Origin of the sequence: Rhizohabitans arisaemae, from assembly GCF_025996515.1 — a bacterium.
GTDB lineage: Bacteria > Actinomycetota > Actinomycetes > Streptosporangiales > Streptosporangiaceae > Rhizohabitans > Rhizohabitans arisaemae.
This window is the reverse complement of record NZ_BLRH01000060.1, coordinates 817,369-839,638: the sequence shown is the minus strand read 5'-3', so window position 1 is coordinate 839,638 and position 22,270 is coordinate 817,369. Positions and strand designations below refer to the sequence as shown.

The 22,270-nt window shown below is 70.1% G+C and carries 18 protein-coding genes; 10 read left to right on the top strand and 8 right to left on the bottom strand.

The features are described 5' to 3' along the window. Window positions 1-14: 14 nt before the first annotated feature. On the bottom strand, window positions 15-659 hold the full coding sequence (locus RUR_RS32330) for a TetR/AcrR family transcriptional regulator (protein ID WP_283139016.1): 645 nt from the start codon (window positions 657-659) through the stop codon (window positions 15-17). Window positions 660-865: 206 nt separating this feature from the next. Between RUR_RS32330 and RUR_RS32325 the strand changes: the two genes are divergently transcribed. After that, window positions 866-1,264, top strand: a complete 399-nt coding sequence (locus RUR_RS32325; RefSeq protein WP_283139015.1) for a cold-shock protein — start codon at window positions 866-868, stop codon at window positions 1,262-1,264. A 13-nt stretch (window positions 1,265-1,277) separates the two neighbouring features. Here the strand turns inward: RUR_RS32325 and RUR_RS32320 are convergent, their stop codons facing one another. Then, window positions 1,278-2,735 (bottom strand): MFS transporter, encoded by a 1,458-nt coding sequence (locus RUR_RS32320; RefSeq protein ID WP_283139014.1) that lies wholly within the window; start codon window positions 2,733-2,735, stop codon window positions 1,278-1,280. A gap of 205 nt (window positions 2,736-2,940) precedes the next feature. On the opposite strand from RUR_RS32320, the gene RUR_RS32315 reads away from it, so the two are divergent. Continuing rightward, entirely contained in the window at window positions 2,941-3,750 is an 810-nt protein-coding gene (locus tag RUR_RS32315) for a DUF3027 domain-containing protein (RefSeq protein ID WP_283139013.1), read from the top strand. A 31-nt stretch (window positions 3,751-3,781) separates the two neighbouring features. Beyond that, window positions 3,782-6,607 carry a sacsin N-terminal ATP-binding-like domain-containing protein gene (locus RUR_RS32310; protein WP_346349088.1) on the top strand — a complete coding sequence of 942 codons (2,826 nt, stop codon included), beginning with the start codon at window positions 3,782-3,784 and terminating at the stop codon, window positions 6,605-6,607. A 57-nt stretch (window positions 6,608-6,664) separates the two neighbouring features. Here RUR_RS32310 and RUR_RS32305 read toward each other — a convergent pair whose 3' ends face one another. Continuing rightward, window positions 6,665-6,889, bottom strand: a complete 225-nt coding sequence (locus RUR_RS32305; protein ID WP_283139011.1) for a DUF2530 domain-containing protein — start codon at window positions 6,887-6,889, stop codon at window positions 6,665-6,667. A gap of 221 nt (window positions 6,890-7,110) precedes the next feature. On the opposite strand from RUR_RS32305, the gene RUR_RS32300 reads away from it, so the two are divergent. The 3 genes from RUR_RS32300 (at window position 7,111) to RUR_RS32290 (ending at window position 10,323) form a co-directional block, all read left to right on the top strand. Beyond that, a complete protein-coding gene (locus RUR_RS32300; protein ID WP_283139865.1) occupies window positions 7,111-8,532 on the top strand; it encodes an NCS2 family permease in 1,422 nt (473 codons plus the stop codon). A gap of 106 nt (window positions 8,533-8,638) precedes the next feature. Continuing rightward, entirely contained in the window at window positions 8,639-9,082 is a 444-nt protein-coding gene (locus RUR_RS32295) for a MarR family winged helix-turn-helix transcriptional regulator (RefSeq protein WP_428847038.1), read from the top strand. A gap of 2 nt (window positions 9,083-9,084) precedes the next feature. Further along, window positions 9,085-10,323 (top strand): MFS transporter, encoded by a 1,239-nt coding sequence (locus tag RUR_RS32290; RefSeq protein ID WP_283139864.1) that lies wholly within the window; start codon window positions 9,085-9,087, stop codon window positions 10,321-10,323. Between the two features lie 401 nt (window positions 10,324-10,724). On the opposite strand, the gene RUR_RS32285 is transcribed toward RUR_RS32290, so the two are convergent. Together RUR_RS32285 and RUR_RS32280 are read right to left on the bottom strand one after the other, a co-directional pair. Next, window positions 10,725-11,213 carry an SRPBCC family protein gene (locus RUR_RS32285; RefSeq protein WP_283139009.1) on the bottom strand — a complete coding sequence of 163 codons (489 nt, stop codon included), beginning with the start codon at window positions 11,211-11,213 and terminating at the stop codon, window positions 10,725-10,727. A 91-nt stretch (window positions 11,214-11,304) separates the two neighbouring features. Further along, the gene (locus tag RUR_RS32280; protein WP_283139008.1) at window positions 11,305-11,805 is read right to left on the bottom strand and encodes an SRPBCC family protein; all 501 of its coding nucleotides are present in this window, start codon (window positions 11,803-11,805) and stop codon (window positions 11,305-11,307) included. A gap of 1,036 nt (window positions 11,806-12,841) precedes the next feature. On the opposite strand from RUR_RS32280, the gene RUR_RS32275 reads away from it, so the two are divergent. Both RUR_RS32275 and RUR_RS32270 read left to right on the top strand, forming a co-directional pair. Next, window positions 12,842-13,480, top strand: a complete 639-nt coding sequence (locus RUR_RS32275) for a DedA family protein (protein WP_283139007.1) — start codon at window positions 12,842-12,844, stop codon at window positions 13,478-13,480. Window positions 13,481-13,693: 213 nt separating this feature from the next. Next, window positions 13,694-14,764 (top strand): hypothetical protein, encoded by a 1,071-nt coding sequence (locus RUR_RS32270; protein WP_283139006.1) that lies wholly within the window; start codon window positions 13,694-13,696, stop codon window positions 14,762-14,764. Between the two features lie 421 nt (window positions 14,765-15,185). Here the strand turns inward: RUR_RS32270 and RUR_RS32265 are convergent, their stop codons facing one another. After that, a complete protein-coding gene (locus RUR_RS32265; RefSeq protein WP_283139005.1) occupies window positions 15,186-16,661 on the bottom strand; it encodes an FGGY-family carbohydrate kinase in 1,476 nt (491 codons plus the stop codon). 184 nt (window positions 16,662-16,845) lie between these two features. Between RUR_RS32265 and RUR_RS32260 the strand changes: the two genes are divergently transcribed. Together RUR_RS32260 and lhgO are read left to right on the top strand one after the other, a co-directional pair. Further along, the gene (locus RUR_RS32260) at window positions 16,846-17,796 is read left to right on the top strand and encodes a DUF4352 domain-containing protein (protein WP_346349086.1); all 951 of its coding nucleotides are present in this window, start codon (window positions 16,846-16,848) and stop codon (window positions 17,794-17,796) included. A gap of 216 nt (window positions 17,797-18,012) precedes the next feature. After that, window positions 18,013-19,206, top strand: a complete 1,194-nt coding sequence (gene lhgO, locus RUR_RS32255; protein ID WP_283139004.1) for an L-2-hydroxyglutarate oxidase — start codon at window positions 18,013-18,015, stop codon at window positions 19,204-19,206. Between the two features lie 19 nt (window positions 19,207-19,225). Here the strand turns inward: lhgO and RUR_RS32250 are convergent, their stop codons facing one another. After that, window positions 19,226-19,897, bottom strand: coding sequence for a Crp/Fnr family transcriptional regulator (locus tag RUR_RS32250; protein ID WP_283139003.1), 672 nt, complete (start codon window positions 19,895-19,897; stop codon window positions 19,226-19,228). Continuing rightward, a complete protein-coding gene (locus RUR_RS32245) occupies window positions 19,894-21,957 on the bottom strand; it encodes an adenylate/guanylate cyclase domain-containing protein (RefSeq protein WP_283139002.1) in 2,064 nt (687 codons plus the stop codon). The genes RUR_RS32250 and RUR_RS32245 overlap by 4 nt, the downstream gene beginning before the upstream one ends. Window positions 21,958-22,270: the final 313 nt, after the last annotated feature.

Below are 22,270 nucleotides of genomic sequence, written 5' to 3'. Positions count from 1 at the left end.
TCGCCCATGATGACTTATTCACCTACGGTCCCTACCTCGACGGCGGTCTCCACCCCGGCGGCGCGCGCCTGGCCGAGCAGTCCCAGGGCCAGGCTCACCCAGGCGGCGACGAAGCGCTCGGCCTCCACCCGGCCGGGGGGTTCGGTCACCGTCTCCTGGAACATCCAGTAGTGCACCACCGACCCGCCGAGCACCGCGCTGATCGCCTGCCAGTCCGCCTCGACCTCGGAGTACTCCGGCTGGGCCTTGAACCAGGCCGCCATCGCATCGTACATCGGCTGGAGCATGCCCTCCCTGATGATCTCGACCAGCTCGGGGAACCGGCCGAGATCGCGGAAGAGGACTTGGTTGATCTTGCGGTGCCGCACCATCGCGGCGAGGCCGTCCTCGCAGATACGGCGGAGCCGGGACTCCAGGGTGCCGTCCGATTCACCCCTTGCCGCGCAGACGGCGTGCAGGCCTTCTGCATGGGCCGTATGGGCGTCTATCACCGCGACGAGCACTTCGTATTTCGAACGAAAGTGGCGATAGAGCCCGCCCGCGCCCGGGGAAAGGCCGGAGGCGGCTTCGATGTCGGCCACCGAAGTCACCCAGTAGCCCCGCTCGGCAAAGAGCCGGAGCGCCTCCGTGAGGATCCGCTCAGGCGACGATTTGGTCATATGTTCGTACTCTAATCAGGAGGGTGTCCCACTTGTGGTGGTGAGGAATAGGTGGTCGGGTAGGCGCCGGACAGCCACATCAGGACGTAAACTGTATTCCCCTTGCTATTACGGGTACTTTTGGTGCTGAGCTGTGGTCGCTGGACACTCTGTGGGGAATTAACCTTGCTTCCAACATTCACGACGGTCTGAACGAGGTCACCCCTGTGCCGAGTGGCAAGGTCAAGTGGTATGACGCCGACAAGGGTTTCGGCTTCCTCACCCGCGATGACGGCGGTGAGGTCTTCGTGCATTCCTCCGCACTGCCGAGCGGCGTGGAGTCCCTCAAACCCGGGCAGCGGGTTGAGTTCGGCGTGGCCGAGGGGCGCCGTGGGCAGCAGGCCCTCTCGCTGCGCGTCCTGGAGCAACCCCCGACGCTGGCCAAGGCGCCCAAGGCCAAGGTCAAGCGGAAGAGCACCGACGAGATGGTCGTCATCGTCGAAGATCTGATCAAACTCCTGGACGGCATCTCCAACGCCTACCAGCGGGGCAAACACCCCGATCCCAAGGACGCCAAGAAGGTCGCCGCGGTGCTTCGCGCCGTCGCCGACGACCTCGACGCCTGAGCCGGTCCGCCGATCACTCGTTCCCCGCCCAGGTGGGATTGGGGAGCGGCCGGGTGTGCCCGTCACGGGAGGGGTCCGGGGCGACCGGACCGGGTTCGGTGACCGCGTCCGGTGACACCGGGTGCCGCCGAGGCTCCCGTCCCGTCGGCTTCTCCCGTTCCGGTACGGCCTGCGGCGGCTCGGGCACCACGTCGGGTACGGCCACGGCCTGGCCGCGGCGCGGCTCGCGTTCGCCGGCCCGGGTACGGCGCACGCGCCGGACGAGCAGCAGGACCAGGGTCCCGCCGAGCCCCACGGCCATGGTCAGCAGCCCGGGGGTCCCGTCGGGCAGGAGGGAGAGCCCGAGCCCGAGCAGCCCGCCGAACACCCAGGCGATCTGGAGCAGCGCCTCGGAGACCCCGAAGGTCGACGAGCGGACCTCTTCCATGATCTCTCGTTGCACGATCGCGTCGAGCGCGACCTTGGCCAGCGACTGGGCGACGGCTCCGGCGAGGGCGACGATGAGCGCGGCCACCAGGCCGAACGTGAGCCCGGTGACGGTCGCGACGACGGTCGCGGCGCCCAGCGTGGTCAGCACGATCACATGGGGGGCGTGGGAGCGGAACCAGGAGCCGACCGCGGTGCCGAAGACGGCGCCGAGTCCCGCCGCCGCGGCGAGCAGGGCCAGCGTGATCTTGGGATCCAGCCCCGGGAGGTGACCCTCCTGAACAAGAAAGAGCATGAATAGCAGCAAAAATCCGGAAAAGACGCGGAGTGCGGCGTTGGCCCGCATGGCTTCGCCGACGACCGGCCCGAGGTTGAGCATCGTCCGCCACCGCCCGCGTCCGTCCGGGGCCGGGGGCTCGGCGTCGGGGGCGTCCACATGGCGCGGCAGCCGTACCGCGAACACGCCCGCGGCGATGAAGACCGCCATCGCGATCCGCAGCACCCAGTCCGGCCCGATCAGGGCCGAGAGCCCGATGGAGAGCGGCGCCGCGACCCCCGCGGCGACCAGGGCCGCCAGTCCCACCCGGGAGTTGGCGGTGACCAGCGGGATCTCGGCGGGCAGCACGCTCGGCATGATCGCGGCCCGGGAGACGTTGAACGCCTTGGACAGGACGAGTACGGCGAACGCCGCGGGGAACAGCGCCACCACGTCGTTGTGCTGGACGGCGGCGGCCATCCCCCAGCAGAGCAGACCCCGGGCGATCAGGGTGCCCGCCATGACGAACCGGCGACCGGACCTGAGCCGGTCGAGCGCCGGACCGACGAACGGTGCGACGAACGCGAACGGCGCCATGGTGATCAGCAGGTAGAGCGCCACCTGCCCCCTGGCCTCGTCCACGGGCAGCCCGAACAGGAGCGTTCCCGCGAGTGCCAGGGTGACCAGGGCGTCACCCGCGCTGTGCACCGCGGTCAGCTCGATCAGCCGCCCCAGCCCGGTGCGGCCCGCGCCGCCGGCATGGGTGACTCGCCGCGTGGCCCGTCCCACCTTGACGGTGGCGCCGACGGTCGTCTTCCCCGCGGAGCGGCTGGCGTTAGCAGTGGATCTGCCAATTCTTGTTATGATTTGGATCGTGGAGACGGCCCCCGCTCTCACCCGATCCCACGCACTCATGCCTCCTAGTCTTACCTCCAGGGCCGAACAGTTTGCGCCTTGGGTGCGCGCAGCGGTTGGGATAGGTGAGAATTAACAGGTGAGCCGCACTCGTACCCGCACAATCCCCATCGATCAGGCGTGCGCGTCCGCCGTCGACCTCGCGCGCGCCTCGGCCGAGGAACTGGCCTGGCCGAACGAGGTCGGGGAACACCTGGGCCTGGACGGTGAGGGCGATCGCGTGGTCACCCACTACTTCGCCTGTACCGATCGCGCGTACCGGGGCTGGCGGTGGGCCGTCACCGTGACCCGCGCCGCCCGGGCGAAGAACGTGACGGTGAGCGAGAGCGTGCTCCTTCCGGGCGGCGGGTCGCTGCTGGCTCCGGCGTGGGTGCCGTGGAGCGAGCGGCTGCTCCCCGGCGACCTGGGCGTCGGCGATCTCCTGCCCACCTCGGCCGACGACGATCGGCTGGCGCCGGGGTTCACCGACACCGCCGAAGACGGCGATCAGCAGATGTTCTTCGAGTACGGCCTCGGCCGGGCCCGGGTGCTCTCGGCCATCGGCCGGGATCGCGCGGTGCGGCGCTGGCACGCCGGGGAGGCGGGCCCGCACACCCCGATCGCGCGGACGGCTCCGGCGCAGTGCTCGACCTGCGGCTTCTACTGGCCCCTCGCCGGATCCCTGCGGCTGGGTTTCGGCGTGTGCGCCAACGAGTACGCCCCGGACGACGGCCGGGTGGTCTCGGCCGACCACGGCTGCGGCGCGCACTCCGAGGCGGTGGTGATCATGCCGACCCCGGAACACACGACCCCCATTCTCGATGACCACGACCTCGGCTACGACCTGGTCAGCCAGGACGCCGGCGGTTCGGTCGATGGCGCTGGATTTGAGCCTCTTGGACATTCCTGACCCTTTTGCCACTTCTAACCTTCGGGAGCGGGTGCTCACCTCGTGGGCGGCCTCTCCCGCCCGTTTCCGGGAGGACGCGAACGCCGAGGAGGACTACGCGCTGGGTGGCTACCGCCACCGCCTCGTCGTCGAGCTCGCGCAGAACGCCGCGGATGCGGCCCGCCGGGCCGGTGTGCCCGGCCACATCAGATTCACCCTCACGGGCGGCGTGCTTGAAGCCGTCAACACCGGGGCCAAGCTGGACGCGGCCGGAGTCGAGGCGCTCTCCACCCTGAGGGCCTCCGACAAGCGGGACGAGGCGTCGGTCGGTCGATTCGGCGTCGGATTCGCCGCCGTGGTCGCGGTGAGCGACGAACCGTCCATCGCCTCCGCCGACGGGGTTCGCTGGTCCCGGAGCGAGGCGGCCGAACTGGTCGCGGCCCGGCCGGAACTCGCCGTGGAGCTGGCCCGCAGGGAGGGCCACATCCCGCTCCTGCGGCTGCCGTTCCCCGCCTCCGTCGCGGTCCCCGAGGGGTTCGACACGATCGTCCGGCTTCCGCTGCGGGACGAGGCCGCCGAGGCCGCGGTACGCGGCATGCTCGCCGAGGTCGGCCCCGGCCTGCTGCTCGCCCTCCCCGACCTGGCGCACGTCGAGATCGAGGTGGACGGCGAGCGCCGCGTCGTCGAGCGCGGGCGCTGGCAGATCTTCACGGCCTCGGGGGAGATCTCCGCGGACCTGCTCGCCGACCGCCCCACCGAGGAGCGGGCGCGGCGGAGCTGGCAGATCCGCTGGGCGATCCCGGTGGACGAGGCCGGCGACCCGACGGCCCTGCCGTCCGCCGTGCCGCCCGTCGTGCACGCCCCGACCCCGAGCGGCGAGCCCCTCGGCCTCCCGGCGTTGCTGATCGCCTCGCTGCCGCTCGCCCCCGACCGCCGGCAGGTCGCCCCGGGCCCGCTCACCGACTTCCTGATCGAACAGGCGGCGGTGCTCTACGTCGACGCGCTGACCGCGCTCCCGTCCACCCCCCGGCTGCTGAAGCTGGTCCCGGGACACCTGGGCGCCGGTGAGATCGACGCGGCGCTCCGCCGGGAGATCCTCACCAGGCTGCCGCAGGCCCGGCTGCTCCCCGGCGACCTCGCCGGGCGCGACGCGGTCGTGGTGGACGGCACGCCCGAGCTGATCGGCCTCGTCCGCGAGGTCGTCCCCGGGCTGCTGCCGTGGGGCTGGCCGTTCCGCGACCCGGCACTCGGCCGGCTCGGCGTCAGCCGTACCGAACTCTCCGAGGTCATCGACCTGATCGCCGGACTGCGGCGGCCCGCGTCGTGGTGGCGGTCCCTGTACGACGCCCTCGCGGGCGCGGACCCCGAGGCGGTCGCCGCGGTACCCGTGCCGCTCACCGACGGCCGGGTCGTCCGCGGGCCGCGCGGTGCCCTCATCCTCTCCGCCGAGTCCGGCGGGGTGGACCCGGAGGCCCTGGCCCCGCTCGGCCTGCGCATCGTCGACCCCGAGGCGGCGCATCCGCTGCTGGAACGGCTGGGCGCGGCCCAGGCCACGCCGAGGACCGTCCTCGTCAACCCGATCACCCGGGCCCAGGTGGAGGGCTCCCTGGACTCCGGGGACCCGGTCGCCGAGGCGGTGCTTCCCCTGGTGGCCGCGGCCGGGCTCCGCCCCGGCGAGGAGCCCTGGCTGGCCGACCTGGCCCTGCCCGACGCCGACGGGGAGCCCACGGCCGCCGGCGAGCTGCTGCTGCCCGGCGGCGAACTCGACGGGCTGCTCGACCGGGACGCCCCGTTCGGGCTCGTCGACGCCTCCTACGTCGAGCGGTACGGCGTGGACGCGCTCGTCGCGGTCGGGGTGCTCGACGGCTTCGCGGTCGTCCGCGACGAGGACGTCCTGCTCGATCCGCACGACTGCGACCACGATCTCGACCTGGAAGAGGAGTGGCTGGAGACCATCACCCTCAAGGAGGACGACCCGCCGCTCTGCCGTGACTTTCTCGCCGTCCGCGACCTGGAGTACGTGGCGGACTGGCCGGCCGCGCTGGAGCTCCTCGCCAAGCCGCCGCTGCGGGCCGCGCTCACCCCGGTCCAGCCCGACGTGCCCTCCTACACCGCGTGGTGGCTCCGCAACCACCCGGTGCTGGACGGCCGACGCCCCGACTCCCTCCGCCTGCCGTCCGGTGACCCGCTCCTCGCGGGACTGTACGGCGAGGCGACGGGGATACCGGAGTGGTTCGCCGGCCTGATCGGGGTGCGCACCTCCCTCGCCGACCTGCTGGCCGAGGTGGACGGCCCGGCCGAACTGCTGGACCGCCTCGGCGACGACTCCCTGGTCGTGACCCGGGATCAGCTCCGGGCGATCTGGACGGCGCTGGCCGCGATCGACCCGGCCCGGATCTCCCCGCCCACTCTGGTCCGCTGCGTCCACGACGGCCAGGTGATCGTCGCCCCGGCCACCGACGCGGTGGTGGTGGAGGCGCCCGACCTGCTCCCGCTGCTCGACGCCTACGGACTGGTGCTCGCCTCGTTCGACCACGCGGAGACCCTGTCGGAGATGCTGGACCTCCCGCTCGCCGGGGAGGCGGTGGCCGCGGAGATCTCCTCCTCCGGTGTCACCCGGCCCGTCCCGGAGGTCGTACGGCTCCTGCTGCCCGAGGCTCCCGCGGAGTACGTCGAGCACTCGCCCCTGCTCGTGGACGACGTGTCCGTGCCGTGGCGGTTCGCGGAGGGTGTGGTGCACGCCTGCGGGGACGAGGGTTTGGCCAGGGGGCTGGCCTGGGCGTGCGGGCGCTGGAACATGCGCCTGCCCGTCGCGGCGCTCCTGCGCGACCCGGCCGGTGCCTCCGCGCTGCTGGCCGAGGCCGACCTGGACCACTGACGCCGCGGCTCCGGCGGGGCGGGCTCGCAGGGCTCAGCCTCGCCGGGGGCGTTCACTCTAGGCTTTCGGGGTTTTCCGATCGCGGCGTCTGACGTACAGGAGTCCGAAGAAGCCGAGGGCGATGCCGGTGGCGCAGGTCCAGATCCACCAGCGGTGGGTGTGGTCGAGGTCCGCGGCGAGGAGGACGAGGAGGGCGACCGACCAGAGGGCGATCCCCACGGTGATCGCGCGCACGTCGTTGGTCTTCAGTGGCGGTGGATCGGGTAGACGTGGCTGTTTCACGCTTCTCAGCGTAGTGACGGCAAGCCGGGGCCGTGTGCCGACCAAGGGGTCTCATCGGACTTGCCCCCCAAACCCAACAATCCGGACATATCGTGTAAAATCTGACAGTCAACTGGATGTCGGGTTCATAACGACTTCTTTCCTTCGCCAAACTTCTCTTGGAATCTGTGCTGGTGAGTGACACCAAGACCCCTCCACGCTCCGGCCTAGACCGGTTCTTCATGATCTCCCAGCGGAGATCGACAGTGGCCCAAGAGGTACGGGGCGGAATCGCCACGTTCTTCACGATGGCCTACATCGTCGTCCTCAACCCCATCATCATCGGCACGGTCGCCGACAAGACCGGGCAGTACCTCGGCGACGGCGCCGTACCGAACCTGCCGCTGGTGGCGGCGGCCACCGCGTTCGTCGCGGGAGTCATGACGATCGCCATGGGTTTGGTGGGACGAGTCCCCTTCGGCATGGCCGCCGGACTCGGTCTCAACGCCTTCGTCGCCTTCGGCATCGCGAGCCAGATGTCCTGGGAAGACGCGATGGGCCTGGTCGTCCTTGAGGGCATCGTCATCGGAATCCTGGTGATCACCGGATTCCGGGTCGCCGTCTTCAACGCGATCCCGCCTCAGCTGAAGACGGCGATCAGCGTGGGGATCGGGTTGTTCATCACGTTGATCGGCTTCGTCCAGGCCGGGTTCGTCCGGCCGAGCGCCGCCGGTCCGCCGCTCAAGCTGGGTGAGCTCGGCAACGGGTCGCTCACCGGCTGGCCCACCCTCGTCTTCGTCCTCGGCCTGCTCGCCACGGTCTTCATGATCGCCCGCAAGGTCAAGGGCGGCATCCTGATCGGCATCGTCGGCACCACGATCCTCGCGGTGGTCGTCGAAGCGATCGCCAAGCTGGGGGTGAAGACCCCGGACGGCAAGAACCCGGACAGCTGGGGGCTGAACGCGCCCAAGCTTCCGGAGAGCGTGATCGACTCGCCCGACCTCTCGCTGCTGGGACAGTTCAGTCTGTTCGGGGCCTTCGACGCGGGCAAGGTCGGCGTGGTCGCCGCCCTGCTCCTGGTGTTCACCCTGATGCTCGCCGACTTCTTCGACACGATGGGCACCATCGTGGGGGTGGGCTCGCAGGCCGGCCTGGTGAAGAAGGACGGCACGATGGACCGGACGCGGGAGATCCTGCTCGTGGACTCGGTCGCGGCCGCGGCGGGCGGCGCCGGGTCGGTCTCCTCGAACACGACCTACGTCGAGTCCGCCTCAGGCGTCGGAGAGGGCGCTCGGACCGGTCTGGCCAGCGTGGTCACCGGTGTGCTCTTCCTCCTCGCGATGTTCTTCGCGCCGCTCACCGAAATGGTGCCCTCGGAGGCCGCGGCGCCCGCTCTGGTGGTCGTGGGCTTCCTGATGATGAGCCAGATCCGTGAGATCGACTTCTCCGACTACGAGGCGGCGATCCCGGCGTTCCTCACGATCGTGCTCATGCCCTTCACCTACTCGATCACCGCGGGAATCGGCGCGGGCTTCGTCTCCTATGTGGTGATCAAGGCGCTGCGCGGCAAAGCCCGTACCGTCCATCCGCTGTTGTGGCTGGTCGCGGCGTTGTTCGTGATCTATTTCACCCTCGAACCGTTCAAGGGGCTGCTGGGTCTCTAGGCGGTCGGCAAAGGCCCGGGCACCCCGCCCGGGCCTTTGTCGTTTGATTTTCATCGAGAACGGGAATAGACCCCCGCCAGCAGATAGTTAGCCTAGGTAATGAGTCATGCAAACGATGCCCACGAACCCCCGCTCCGACGCCGAACTGGCCTCCGCCCTGCGCATGTCCCTAGCCCGGCTAACCCGCCGGTTGCGGAAACAGACCGCGGTCGGAGCGCTCACCCCCACCCAGCTCGCGACCCTCGCCACCGTCGACCGTCACTCCGGTATCACCCCTGGAGAACTGGCCGAACAGGAGAAGGTGCAACCGCCCTCGATGACCCGCGTGATCGTGGCACTCGAGGAGCTCGGCCTGCTCCAGCGCGGCCCGCACCCCCGGGACCGGCGGCAGGTGAGCCTCACGCTGACCGATCAGGGCAAGGAGCTGCTGAAGGCGGAGCGGCGGGGCCGGGAGGCGTGGCTGGCGCAACGCCTGAAGGAGCTGACCCGCGAGGAGCGGGCGATTCTCCGGCAGGCGGCGCCGATCCTGGAGCGGCTCAGCAAAATGTAGGGATCTTCCGGTCGCTGCGGAACCGGAACTACCGGCTCTTCGCCTCCGGTCAGGTCGTCTCCAACGCCGGAACCTGGATGCAGCGGGTCGGCCAGGACTGGCTCGTCCTGGAACTCAGCGGCGGCAGCGGTGTGGCGCTCGGTCTCACCACCGCGCTCCAGTTCACCCCGATGCTGCTCTTCGGCCTCTGGGGCGGCGTGCTTGCCGACCGGTACCCCAAACGGCGGCTGATGTTCATCACCCAGTCGGTGATGGGCACCCTCGCCCTGATCCTCGCGGTGCTCACCCTCACCGGTGTGGCACAGGTGTGGCACGTGTGCGTGCTCGCCCTCGCGCTCGGGCTCGCCTCCGTCGTCGACATCCCCGCCCGGCAGACCTTCGTGGTGGAGATGGTCGGCAGGCGGGACCTCCCCAACGCCATCGCCCTCAACAGCTCGATCTTCAACCTGGCCCGGGTCGTGGGCCCCGCGCTCGCCGGGATGCTGATCTACTGGCTGGGCGGGACGGGACCGGTCTTCCTCCTCAACGCCGGGTCGTTCGCCGCGGTGCTGCTCAGCCTCTGGCTGATCCGCCCCGCCGAGCTGCGCACCCCGGATCCGGTCCCGCGGTCCAAGGGGCAGCTGCGCGCGGGCCTGCGCTACGTGCGGGACCGGCCGGACTTGCTCATGCCGATCCTGCTCGTCGCCTTCGTCGCGACCTTCGGGATGAACTTCTCGATGACCACGGCGCTGATGGCCAAGGAGGTCTTCGGCTCCGGCGCCGACACCTTCGGGATCGCCTCCAGCGCCTTCGCGGTCGGCGCGCTCGCCGGGTCGCTGCTCGCCGCTCGCCGGGTACGGCCCAGTCCGCGGATGCTCATCGTGGCCGCGACCGCGTTCGGCGTCCTGGAGATCGTCACCGGTTTCGCGCCCACCTTCTGGTCCTTCCTGCTGTTGCTGATCCCCACCGGTATGGCGCTGCTCACGGTCAACACCGCGGCCAACGCCATCGTCCAGCTGGGCAGCGCGCCGGAGATGCGCGGCCGGGTGATGGGGCTGTACGTCCTGGTCTTCACCGGCGGCACCCCGCTCGGCTCCCCACTCGTCGGCTGGGTGTCCGAGCTGTTCGGCGCCCGCGCCGGTGTGATCCTCGGCGGCGCCGCCTCCCTCCTCGGCGTCGGCATCGCCCTGCTGCTCACCCGGATGATCTCCAAGCGTTCAGCGCGCCTCCCCGGGCAGGAGCCCGCCCCGCGCACCGCGTGACTCCTGGGCGGTTCCCCCTGAGGGGAGCCGACTCGGTCCGGTGACCGACGGTTTCGCCGTGATACGCCCTAGACACCCTGGGACCGCTGGTTCCGCGGTATCGGCTCCCGTGCGCCGGAGCGGACCTTGGGTCGTACCGGACGCACCGCGCCACCGGTGCGGCTTGCTGTCGCCGACGGGCTTGATCCCCGCAAAGCGTCGCGGCGGCTCCCCATGTCGTCGACGGTTTCGTTGTCGTTGACCTAGGCCGTGCGCGGACCCGGGGCAGGCCGCCCCGACGGCCGTCGCCACGACCGTCGTGCGGTTGCCCCGGGGCCGGGTGGCTGGGATCGGTCGGCGATCCTCTCCGCATCGACGTGGAAGATGCGCCGCGGCACCGGATGGGACGCGAGGTGCGGGGGTCAGGCGATCAGCGCCGCGTCCATCCCTTTGAGCACCATTTCCCAGGCGTGGACTGTTCCGTAGACGTTGATGAAATCGTCCATGTGCTGCCGGTTGTAGAAGATCGAGCGCACCTCCATGCGGGTGCCGCCACCACGCGCGGTGAGCTGCACGGCGATGGTGGCGGTCGGAAAGCCGTCGAGCCGCGAGCCGTCCGCGTTGGCCAGGCCGTCGATGTAGGAGAGGGACGTGGGGGCGGTGGCGTGGATGACACGCAGCAGCGCGAGCCCGGACTGCCCGCCCGGGGCGGTCATGGAGTAAACGATGTCGCCGGCGGTGGTCAACTCATGCCGCTGCACGCTTCCCGTGAAGGGCGCCGGAATCAACCAACGTGCCAGTTTGCGTGGGTCCGCCCATAGCTGCCAGGCCTGCTCGGGGGTGGCGTTGAGGTCGACGGTCAGGGTGAGGAGGAGGCGAGCGGGGTCGACCTGGGTGCTTGTCAGGCTCATCGGTGGGGTCCTTTCGTCAGACTGGGCTTATGTGGGCCGGACTCCTGTCGCGAGGGGCACGCGTGGGAGGTGATGACGACAGGCACGCGGCTCAGCCGTAGACGAGGACACTGACCATCTGCTCGCCGAGCTTTCTCAGGTTCTCGTAGTAGTTCGTGTCCAGGGCCTTCTGCATCTGCGCCGCGGAGTCGAAGACCGCATGCACGGTCACTCTGCTCTGGGGGTACGAGGCCGAGGTGGAGATGACCACGAGGTCCAGGTAGTACGTGACGGTCGGGAGGCTGGTGTCCAGCGTGCCCTCCGCGTTGGCGTGGCCGTCGATGTAGACGAGCGACTTCTGGTGGACGGCCGAGACGACCCGCCACGCGCCTCGTCGCACTTTCCCGTCCGGAGTGTGCACGGTGTAGGCGACGTTGCCGCCGGGGGTGAGGTCGTGGCGTTCCACGACCACCCCGTTGTTCGGCACCCACCAGCGCTCAAGCTTGCGCGGATTGGCCCATAGGTTCCAGATTCTGTCGGCCTCATGCCAAAGATGGGAGCCAAAGCTGGCGGTGAGGCGCTGGGAGTTTTTATCGGTGTAGACAGCGCTCAACGGTTATGCCCTTTCGTCCGGTGTTCCGTAGGTGACCGAATTCCGCCGCGGGGCAGGATTAATCCACTCCGCGACGGTGGATCTCACGTACATCGAGCACGCGCAGCACGACATCGGGGACAGTACGCATAATTCGCCCCGGTCGGCGGCGCTCACGGGCAGTCGGTTCGCCGCTGTGACATCGCGGCGACGCGCATCGGGCCGACCTCTCCCGGCCGCAGCGTCGAAGTCCCGCAAGGGGGGCGGGCTCAGCGAAGGCCGGCGTCGGCCGGCATGCGGAACAGTTGGTCAGCGGTCTTATCAACCAGTTCATCCCTGCGCTTATTTTGTAACGCGTCAGTTGCCCACTGTAAAGACGTAAATCCAATGAGAGGGCGACAAAGTTAGAGATAGGCGGGCAAGGCAAATCTGGCACCTCCTACCCCCAAATGCTCATCGAATAATTAGTCACCTCAATAGGCATTTAAACCCCCGCAAGTGCCCGAATTGGGGCATGAGCCCGCCGACATGCCCGGCGCGACGAATCACGCCGGGAGTGACCTTTCGGACATCCACCCCACCGGTTCCGCAGCGCACGGCTCAGGGCCGTTGCCCGACCGGCCGGTGCGCACCGTCGAATCGGCCCCCGAGGGCCTTCCCGTTCCGGTACGGCCTACGGCCCCGAGCCGTGCGCGCCCCGCGATGATCGCCGATCGGTACGGCCCGGGGCGGCTCCCTCCGAAAGGGGAGCCGGACGCTCCATCCGCGGCGGACGGTCCATGCGGTGACCAGGGGCTTCGCCGAGATGCGCCGCGGACGTCCTGGGACCGTCGGCCATTTCCCTGGCTCTCAGGTATCGGACTGGGTGCGACAAAAGTATGAGCCTGGTCTGGACGATGGGACGATGTGGCGCCCGTGTCCCGATTCCTAAGCTCTGCACGGTAAGCCCTGGGAGACCCCAGGGGATGACGCGCCGATCCGCCGGTGAACACGACACCGGCGGATCGGCGGTCACCGACATGGGGAAACGTGGTTCCCCGCATTCTGGGGGGCATCCGTGACGCAGGCCATTCTGGACATCCTTCAGGATGTGATGTCCTCACCCTGGATCTACCTGGGGATCTTCCTGGTGTCGGTGCTCGACGGGTTCTTCCCCGTGGTGCCCGCGGAGACGTCAGTCATCACCGCCGGGGTGTTCGCCGCCTCCACCGGGTCGCCGAACCTGGCGCTCGTCATCGTGGTGGCCGCGCTCGGCGCCTTCGCCGGCGACCACATCTCCTACACGCTCGGCCGTACCTCCAACAACCGGCTCCGCAACGGGAAACGCACCGGGAAGGTGTTCGCCTGGGCGGAGCAGGCGCTCGCCGAGCGTGGTGGGCTGGTGCTGGTCGTGGCGCGCTACATTCCGGGCGGCCGGACCGCCTGCACCCTCACCATGGGCGCGGTCGCCTATCCGCGGCACCGGTTCGCCCTTTTCGACGCCCTCGCCTGCGCCTCCTGGGCGGTCTACTCGGGCCTGATCGGCTACGTGGGCGGCGCGGCCTTCGAGCACGACCCGATCAAGGGTCTGCTGCTCGGGCTCGGCATCGCCCTGTCGATCACCGCGGTGGTCGAGGTGGTGCGGTACATCCGGCGCCGGCGCGCCCAGGCCGACGGGCGGGATGAGGAGAAGGTCCTGGTCGGTCCGCGTGACTGATGCCACCTGCGTACACGACACAAGTGAGTCGTCCACAGCGGATAGGCTCGTGTTGTGGATCGCCCCCGTCGCTGGCTCCTCCCCACCGTGCTGGCGTTGCTCGTACTCATCGTGGTGTTCGGCACCCTCGTCTCCGGCTGACCGGAGCGTGCCGGACGCCTGCCCGCGGGCGTCGTCGGCGTACCCGCTGGGACATGAGGGCATGATGTTCGCATGAGATACCGATCGGGGGTCGTGGGGCCGGCTCTGGTCCTGCTCGGTGTCATCGGGCTCGGTGTCGCCGGATCGCCGGGGGTCGCGCTGGCCGACAAGCCACGCGCCGAACGGGACCGGCTCCTGTTCACCTTCAAGGATCCACGGATCACCGAATCGAGCGGCCTCGCCGTCTCGAACCGCCACCCGGGCATCGTCTACACCCACAACGACAGCTCGGCGTCGGCGCGGTTCTTCGCGGTCGGGCCCGACGGGCGGACCCGGGCGAGCTACACCGTGGCCGGGGCGACGGCACGTGACTGGGAGGCGATGGCGGCTTCCAAGGATCCGCGGACAGGACGGTCGTACCTCTGGTTCGGCGACATCGGCGACAACCTGAAGACCTGGCAGAACATCTCCGTCTACCGGGTGGAGGAGCCGGCCGCGCTGCGCGGCGGGGTCGTCCGGGCGGTCCGTTTCCGCTTCCGTTTCCAGGACGGGCCGCGCGACGCCGAGGGGATCATGGTCCATCCGGTCACAGGTCGCCTCTACGTGGTGAGCAAGGAGTGGAACGGCGGCGTCTACGCCGCCCCGTCCCAGCTCCGCACCGACCGGGTGAACGTGCTGCGCCGGGTCGGCTCGGCGCCGCTCATGGCCACGGACGCCGCCTACGCCCGCGACGGGCGGACCTTCGTCATCCGGACCTACTTCTCCGCGTCGGTCTACAGCGCCCCGGACAAGCAGGTCGCCAAGGTGTCGATGCCGAGTCTCAAACAGTCGGAGTCGATCGCCTACTCGGCCGACGGGCGTGCGCTACTGGTCGGATCCGAGGGCGTGAACAGCCCGCTCTGGCGGGTTCCGCTCCCGGCCGAGGCGCTGCCGAAGCCCCTCGCCGGATCGCGTGAGTCCTCGGTCACGCCGTCCGACACCCCGTCCCGCAGGGCCGACGCCACTCGGCGGAGCTCCTCGGGTGAGGCGTCCGGGCCCGCGGCGTCGACCGGCGGCCTCTCCGCCGTACCCGTGGTGCTCTGGGTCTTGGTCGCCGCCTTCTCGATCGGCGTGATCGGCCTCCTCGCCCGCCGAGCCAGATGATCTTTAGGTACCGCGGACCGCCGGGATCGGCCCGGCGCAGCCCCACTTGCCCGGCGCCGGGTGATCGTTGTGCCGTCCGCACCTCCGGGGGTGCACACATGGCAAGGATCACGTGAACGGCGTACGCGGCTTCATCAGGTACCGGACTTCTCGACTGCCCTTGAAGTCCGGCCCGCTCCGGATGATCGTTGCGGTGTGCGTCTTCGGTGGGGTGCGGACGGCGCAACGATCACGTGAGCGGGGTACGGCTGTGCCGGGTCGATCCCGGCGGTGTGCCCGAGGCCCGGCCTCTGCCGCCCCTTCGGGGCCGGGGTGATCGTTGCGCTGTACGTCCCGGGTGGGGTGCGGACGGCGCAACGATCACCGGGTGGCGGGAGAGGGCTGCGCGGGGCCTTTGCCCGTCGGGTGTGGTCGGCCGGTTTCAGCAGGGGCGGCGGGCGAGGGTGTGGGCTATGTCGGCGGTGGCTTCGTGGAGGCGGCGGTAGAGGCGGTAGTTCTCCTCGTGGAGTTCGGCGGCGTCCGGGTCCGGGGTGATCTGCTCCTCGTAGGTGTTCCAGACGGTCTCGGGGGAGGCGATGCCGACGGCCCGGGCGGCGAGCAGCGCGTCGCCGTACGCCGCTCCGATCGTGTGCCGGGGGAGCAGCTGGGGGAGCCCGGCGACGTCGGAGACGATCTGCGGCCAGAGCCCGCCCCGGGTGCCGCCGCCGACGGCGACGAGCCTGCGTTCGCGCTCCCCGGCCGCCCGCATCGTCTCCAGGTTGTGGCGGAGGCCGTACCCGGTCGCCTCCAGGGTGGCCCGGTACAGGTGGGCGCGGCCGTGCCGGAGGGTGAGGCCGATCAGGGTGCCGCGGGCGTCGGGGTCGAAGAGCGGGGTGCGTTCCCCGGCGAAGTACGGAAGCATCAGCAGGCCTTCCGCGCCACGGGGGACGCCCCGGGCCTCCTCGATCAGCGTGGCGTGGCCGGTCCCGGTGAGTTCGCTCAGCCAGTCGGTGATCGCGCCCGAGGTGGCCATGCCGGCGCCGAAGTTGTAGGTGCCGGGTTCGACGCCGACGGTGCCCCACAGGTGCGGGGAGGTACGGCGGCGGCTCAGCATCTGCAGCAGGAACATCGTCGAGGCGTACATGACCATGACGTCGCCGGGTTCCCGGACGCCCACGCTCACCGACTCCGCCCAGGCGTCGATGGTCCCCGGGGTCACCGGCGTTCCTGCGGGCAGCCCGGTCTCCGCAGCCGCACGAGTCGTGATAAATCCGGCTATCTCGGTGGGCCAGAGGAGGCGGGGAAGCTCGATCCCCGGCGCGATCTCCTCGGCCCACGCGGAGATCCAGCTGTGGTCCAGGGTGTCGTAGAGCGGGGTGCACTGGCTGGCCGAATGGTGGTCGAGTACATACTCACCGGTCAGCCTGTGCACGAGAAACGATCCCGCCATCAGAAACCGCCGCGTCCGGTGCCACACCTCCGGCTCGTGTCCCCGCACCCAGGCGAGCTTGGGGCCCGCGGCCTGCGAGGTCAGCGGCGAGCCGCAGCGGCGCAGGATCTCGTCGGACCCGTACCGCCGGACGATCTCGGCGATCTCCCGGCCCGCCCGGGTGTCGACGCCGTAGAGGATCGCGGGCCGGAGCGGCACCCCGTCCGCGGTGACCGGGAGTACGCACGGTCCGAGCCCGCTCACCGCGACCGAGACCACCCGGCTCCCCGGCACCTCGCGCAGCAGCTCGGCGGCGACGGCGCGGAAGCCGTCCCACCAGACCGCCTCGGCGTCCTGCTCGGCCCAGCCCGGCTGCGGCCGGCTGACCCCGTGCGGGTGCCGGACGAGGGCGAGGATGTCGCCGTCGACCGTGGTGAGAACCCCCTTCGCCCCGGAGGTCCCGATGTCGATCCCGAGCAGCGTGTCCACACTTGATCCTCTCAGCCCGCCGGCTCGTTCCGTCAGTCGACGGAGGAGGCACCGACGATCCCTTCCCTCTGGAATCAGCCGGATGTTCTTGGGCTCAACCCAGGTTGTCCACACGGGTGAAATGTGACGTCCGATCGGTCAACCAGAAGATCACGCGGGGCGTCAGTGCATCGTCGGGGACGTCATGTTCGGTCAGTCAGAGACGAGAGAGCCAGTGGGCCAGCCTCCGTACGACGGGCACGACCCGTACCAGCAGCCGCAGTATCCGGCTGGGTACGGCTATTCACATCCTCAGCAGTACCCGGACCAGTATCCGGGCCCATATGGCTATCAGCCGCCACCACCGCCACCGCCTCGATATGTGCCGGGGACCGCGTTCTGGCTGCTTGCCGTGGCACTCCCGCTGGGTCTGCTGATGAGCTGCGCGGCGTTTTTCACCGCGGTGGGCTTCGGTGATCAGGAGGTGGTGACGAGTCCGGATCTGGCGGCGCCGGCCGCCCCCGCGCTTCCTGCGCCCATCCCTCCGGCTCCGGTCGTATCGACCTCCGATCCTGCGCCGGTCGCTCCGGCTCCGGTCGTTTCGACTTCCGATCCCGTACCCGCAGCTCCGGTTCCGGTTCTTTCCACCGCCACCACCGTGAACCCGCCTCCGCCGCCGGCAGCCCAGCCTTCCCCGCAGCCTTCGACCCGGCCGTCAACCCAGCCTCGGCAGCCTCAGCCCGCCAGAGTCGGTGCCGCTCTCACCCTCAGAGGTCGTGACCCGAATCTCCGGGTTTCGGTGACTCTTACACGCGTGATCCAGCGCGCCACCACCGACAACCAGTTCATGGCGGCAAAGGCCGGCTTTCGGCTTGTCGCGGTGGAGTTGGTTCTGCACAACATCAGCCAGGTTGTCTTGTCGGACTTGCCCCGTTTGGGGGCCGATCTGATTGATGAGCGTGGTCAGCAGTACCAGCCGACCTATGCCGATGTCACCGAGGGACAGTCCTTGCCGTCGATCACGGTCAGCCCGGGTGACAGTAGACGGGGTCTGATCGTCTTTGAGTTTCCGGAGAACGCGAAGCCAACGAAGTTCCAGTTCGAGCTGAACGGTGGTTTCGCCTCTCAGACAGGTGAGTGGGTGATCGATCCCTGACCGCTTAGGTCGTGCCCGGCGGTTGCGGGGGGAGGCGCCGAACGTAAGGCAGCGGAAAGGAGTTAGTTGGCGGGCTCGCTTTGTCAGCGGTTGCGGAGGGCGCTAATTTCGTGGAATGCGTGAATTCGTGACCCGAGGCTGCGGGTTCGCCGGGCCATCGGGTCCCCCCTCGGGGCGAGGTCCGTCGCGGCGCCGTACCGGGAAAGCCGGACCGGCATGACCACGCGCCGGATCGGGGTCATCGGGGCGGGCATCCTGGGCCTGGCGGTCGCCAGGGAGCTCACCCTGGTCCACGGCGCCGAGGTGACCGTGCTGGAGAAGGAAGGCGACATCGCCGCCCACCAGACCGGCCACAACAGCGGGGTCGTGCACGCGGGCATCTACTACGAGCCCGGCTCCCTCAAGGCCCGGCTGTGCCGCGAGGGCGTCGGGATGCTGCGCGAATACTGCGCCGAGCACGCGCTGCCGTACGACGAGGTGGGCAAGCTGGTGATCGCCTCGCGCTCCGCCGAGCGCGGCGGGCTGCGCCGCATCGCCGAGCGGGCCCGCGCCAACGGCGTCCCCGGCATCGTCGAACTCGACGCGGTCAGCCTGCGGGACGTCGAGCCGCACGCGATCGGGGTGGCGGCCGTCCACTCGCCCCACACCGCGATCACCGACTTCGCCGCCGTCGCCCGGAGCTTCGCCGAGGAGGTGGTGGCCGGGGGCGGCCGGGTGCTGCTGGGCCATCCGGTACGGGCGATGCGGGAGACCGTCTCCGGCGCCGAGTTGATCGCCGGGACGCGCCGGTTCGCCTTCGACGGGGTGATCTCCTGCGCCGGGCTCGGCAGCGACGAGGTGGCCCGGCTCACCGGACGTCAGGGAGAGCTGAGGATCATCCCGTTCCGCGGGGAGTACTACCGGCTGACCGAGTTCGCGAAGGACTACGTCAAGGGCCTGATCTACCCGGTCCCCGACCCGAGGTACCCGTTCCTCGGCGTTCACCTCACCCGCAGGATCGACGACGAGGTCCTCGTGGGGCCCAACGCGGTGATGGCGCTCGCCCGGGAGGGGTACCGCTGGGGGGTCATCCGGCCCGGTGACCTCCGGGAGATCCTCGGTTTCCCCGGTACCTGGCGCCTGGCGCGACAGCACTGGAAGACCGGGATCCACGAGGTGTACGGGTCGCTGATGAAGCGCGCCTTCCTGGCCGCCGCCCGCCGCTACGTCCCCGCGCTCCAATCCGCCGACCTGGTCCGGACCACCGGCGGGGTACGGGCACAGGCCGTCGACCGCGGTGGACGTCTCCTCGACGACTTCGCCATCGACGTACACGGGAAGATCACGCTGATCCGCAACGCCCCCTCACCCGGCGCCACCTCCAGCATGGCCATCGCCCGGCACATCGTGAACACCATCCCCAAGCTCTGATCGCGGATGCGCGCACGGTTCAGCGGGCGCGGGAACGCAACCTGTCCAGGTCGCGGATGATCACGCGTCTGCGGCCGGTTTCGATCAGGCCGCGGTCGCGAAGGGATCGGAGCGCCTTGCTCACCGCTTCCCGGGAGGCGCCGACCCAGCCCGCCAGCTCGTCCTGGGAGATCGGCAAGGAGATCCGCAATCCGGCGGGCACGCGTTCGCCGAACCGTTCCGCCAGCTCCACCAATCGGGTGGCGACCCGGCCGGTCGCGTCGGTGGCGCCGAACTCGATCCTCTTGCGGTCGGCGTCGCGCATCCGGGCCACCACGAGCCGCAGGAGCAGCAGGGTGACCCGGCCGCGGTTCTGCAGGTAGCCGGCGAAGGCGGCGACGGGAACGACGAGGCCGGAGGCGGGCTCCAGCGCGGCGACGTCCGCCGACCTCGGCTCACCGTCGATCGCGGAGAACTCGCCGAGCAGCGAGCCCGGTCCGCGGATCGCCAGGATCACCTCGACGCCGCTCTCGGTGAGGGAGCAGACCTTCACCCGGCCTTCCGTGAGGATCAGCACCGAATCCGCGGCGTCGCCCTCCCGGATGAGGGTCTCGCCGCGCTCCCAGCGCCGCCGACGTCCAAGCCGGTGCAGGTCGGCGAGCTCGTCGGGGGTGAGCTGGGCGAGGAAGCCCTCCGGTTCGGGAACGGTCATGGCAGTGCCTCCAGGACGTAGGCGTGGACCGGATGTTCCTTGCCTTTCAGGGTGAGCCGTCCCAGTGGGGTGACCGATGCCGCGCCCAGTCCCGCGTAGGTGGACGCGCCGATGACGACGGTGCCCGGCTCGGCCAAGGCCTGCAGGCGCGCCGCCACGTTGACCGCGTCACCCATGGCGTTGAAACCGCGGAGCTCGGGGCTGCCGATGTTGCCGACGAGGGCGGGGCCGGTGTTGACGCCGATGCGGAAGCGGGGGTAGTCGGGCCGCTCGGCGGCGATCTCCGCGGTGGCCCGCTGCATCGCCAGACCGGCGCGGGCGGCCCGCAGCGCGTGCCCGTGCTGTCTGGCCGGGGCGTTGAAGAGGGCGAGGAGGGCGTCCCCGACGAACTGCACGATCGTTCCGCCGTTGCCGAGGATGCAGGGGACGGCGGCGGTGTGGTAGCGGTTGAGCATCTCCACGATCTCGGCGGGGGAGACCCGTTCGGAGAAGGTGGTGAAGCCGCGCAGGTCGGCGAAGAGCGCCGTCACCTCCACCAGCCCGCCGCCGAGCGCCGCCTGTTCGGGGTCGGCGAGGAGGGCGGCGGCCACGTCGGGGGACATGTACCGGCGGAAGAGCGTGGTGAGCTCCTGGTAGAGCCGGGCGTTCTCCAAGGCGATGGAGAGCTGCCCGGCGAGCAGCACGGCGAGGGCCTGGTCCTGCCGGGTGCCGCCCACCGGGACTTCGAGGACCCCGGCCGGCTCGCCTTTGACGGTGAGGGGGTGGAGTTCGACGCCGCCGCGCACCTGGACACCGGAGAGCTCGCTCAGGCCGTACGTCCCGTTCGTCGTCTTCACCCTCCCCTGGTGCACCAGAGAGACCCGGACGTCCCCGTACGCCTGCCGTGTCCTGGTCACCGCCTCGGCGAGGAACTCCTCGGGGCTGAGCCCGACCCTGGCCCGCCAGCCGACCTCGACCAGCGCGGAGAGGCGCTCGGAGAGCTCGCGTTCGGCGGCGAGGGCCTCGCCGGCGCGGTCGAGGACCGCGGCCTGGCCTTCGGTGAGGCCGAAGCGACCGGCCAGCCGGGGGGCGACGGGCGGCCCCGGTTCCGGGCGGCGCCGCAGGTGGTCCACGACCTCCTCCAGCGCGGCGGCGTACTCCTGCCGGATCCGGCGGTGGGTGGCGGACAGGGTCACCGCGTCGAAGATCCCGGCTCCCGAGCCCTCCCGGCGGAACTGGATGAAGGCGCTGTACCCCACGAAACCGAAGGCGAACAGCAGCAGCAGGTGCCATTCCCACCAGGACAGATGCCAGTTCCGGGCGAGAACCCCGGCGATCATGGTTTCGGCGAGGAGGGCATAGGCGGTGATCAGGCTGATCAGCATCGCCGCGGGGCGTCGCCGGTGCACCAGCAGGAGCCGGAAGGCGGCCACGGCGTAGAGCGGCACGGTGAGCAGGCCGAGCCAGGTGAGCGGGGCGTCTCCGGCGGTGCCCAGCGGGGAGATCCCGGGGAGGGCGGCGATCCCCCAGCCGACCAGGAGGAGGCCGCAGGTCCGGCGGATCCAGACGAGTTTGGCGAAGTCCACCCGGCCCAGGCGGAGCGAGGAGGCGACGGCGAGGACTGCGGCCACGGCGAGCCCGACCGGCTGGGCGAGGTCGAACCCCAGGTTGGGGGTGGAGATAAGGATGCCCGGGGTGGCCAGCCCGTGCAGCAGGAAGAAGCCGGAGCTGACCAGGAAGGTGAGGGAGACCAGGAAGAGACGGGCGTCCCGGCGCCGCCGGGCCGCCTCGCCGACGGCGTAGCCGAGCACGACGTTGAGCAGGGCGACCGCGTTGATCAACCAGAAGTGGCTCGGCGGGTGCAGCCACCGGGCGTCCAGCTCCGGCCGGGAGATCAGCAGCCAGAGTCCGAGCAGCGGCAGCGACAGGTGCAGGAGCCAGACGATCGCCCGGATCGGGGTCGTCGTCGAGGGCGGGTACGGCTCACGCGGGGCCGTCCCCGCCACGTGGAGGTCGTCGGGCTCCGGCCTTCGGATGGGTCTGGTGTTCCCTCCCGCATCGGCGATGTCCGGGTTGGCCACACTGACCTCCGGGTTTCGGCTTGTGGCGCAGAGGTTCCCTTCGAGTATCGCGTTCCACGGGTGCCCAGACCAGCGATTATCGCCCTGCCGGGTGTCCGTTCCGACCTGTGTTGTGCATGTCCCAGTGGAAGGGTCCGTTCTGCTAGGAGCGGAGTCCCCAGCCCGATACCGAGTGATCGTTGCGCTGTCCGCACCCTGTTGGGGGTCCACACCACAACGATCATCTGGGGATGTACGGGTTGCGCCTATGGCTGTGGTCGGTGTCTGGTGATCGTTGTGGTGTCTGCGCCCTGGAGGGTGCGTAGAGCGCAAC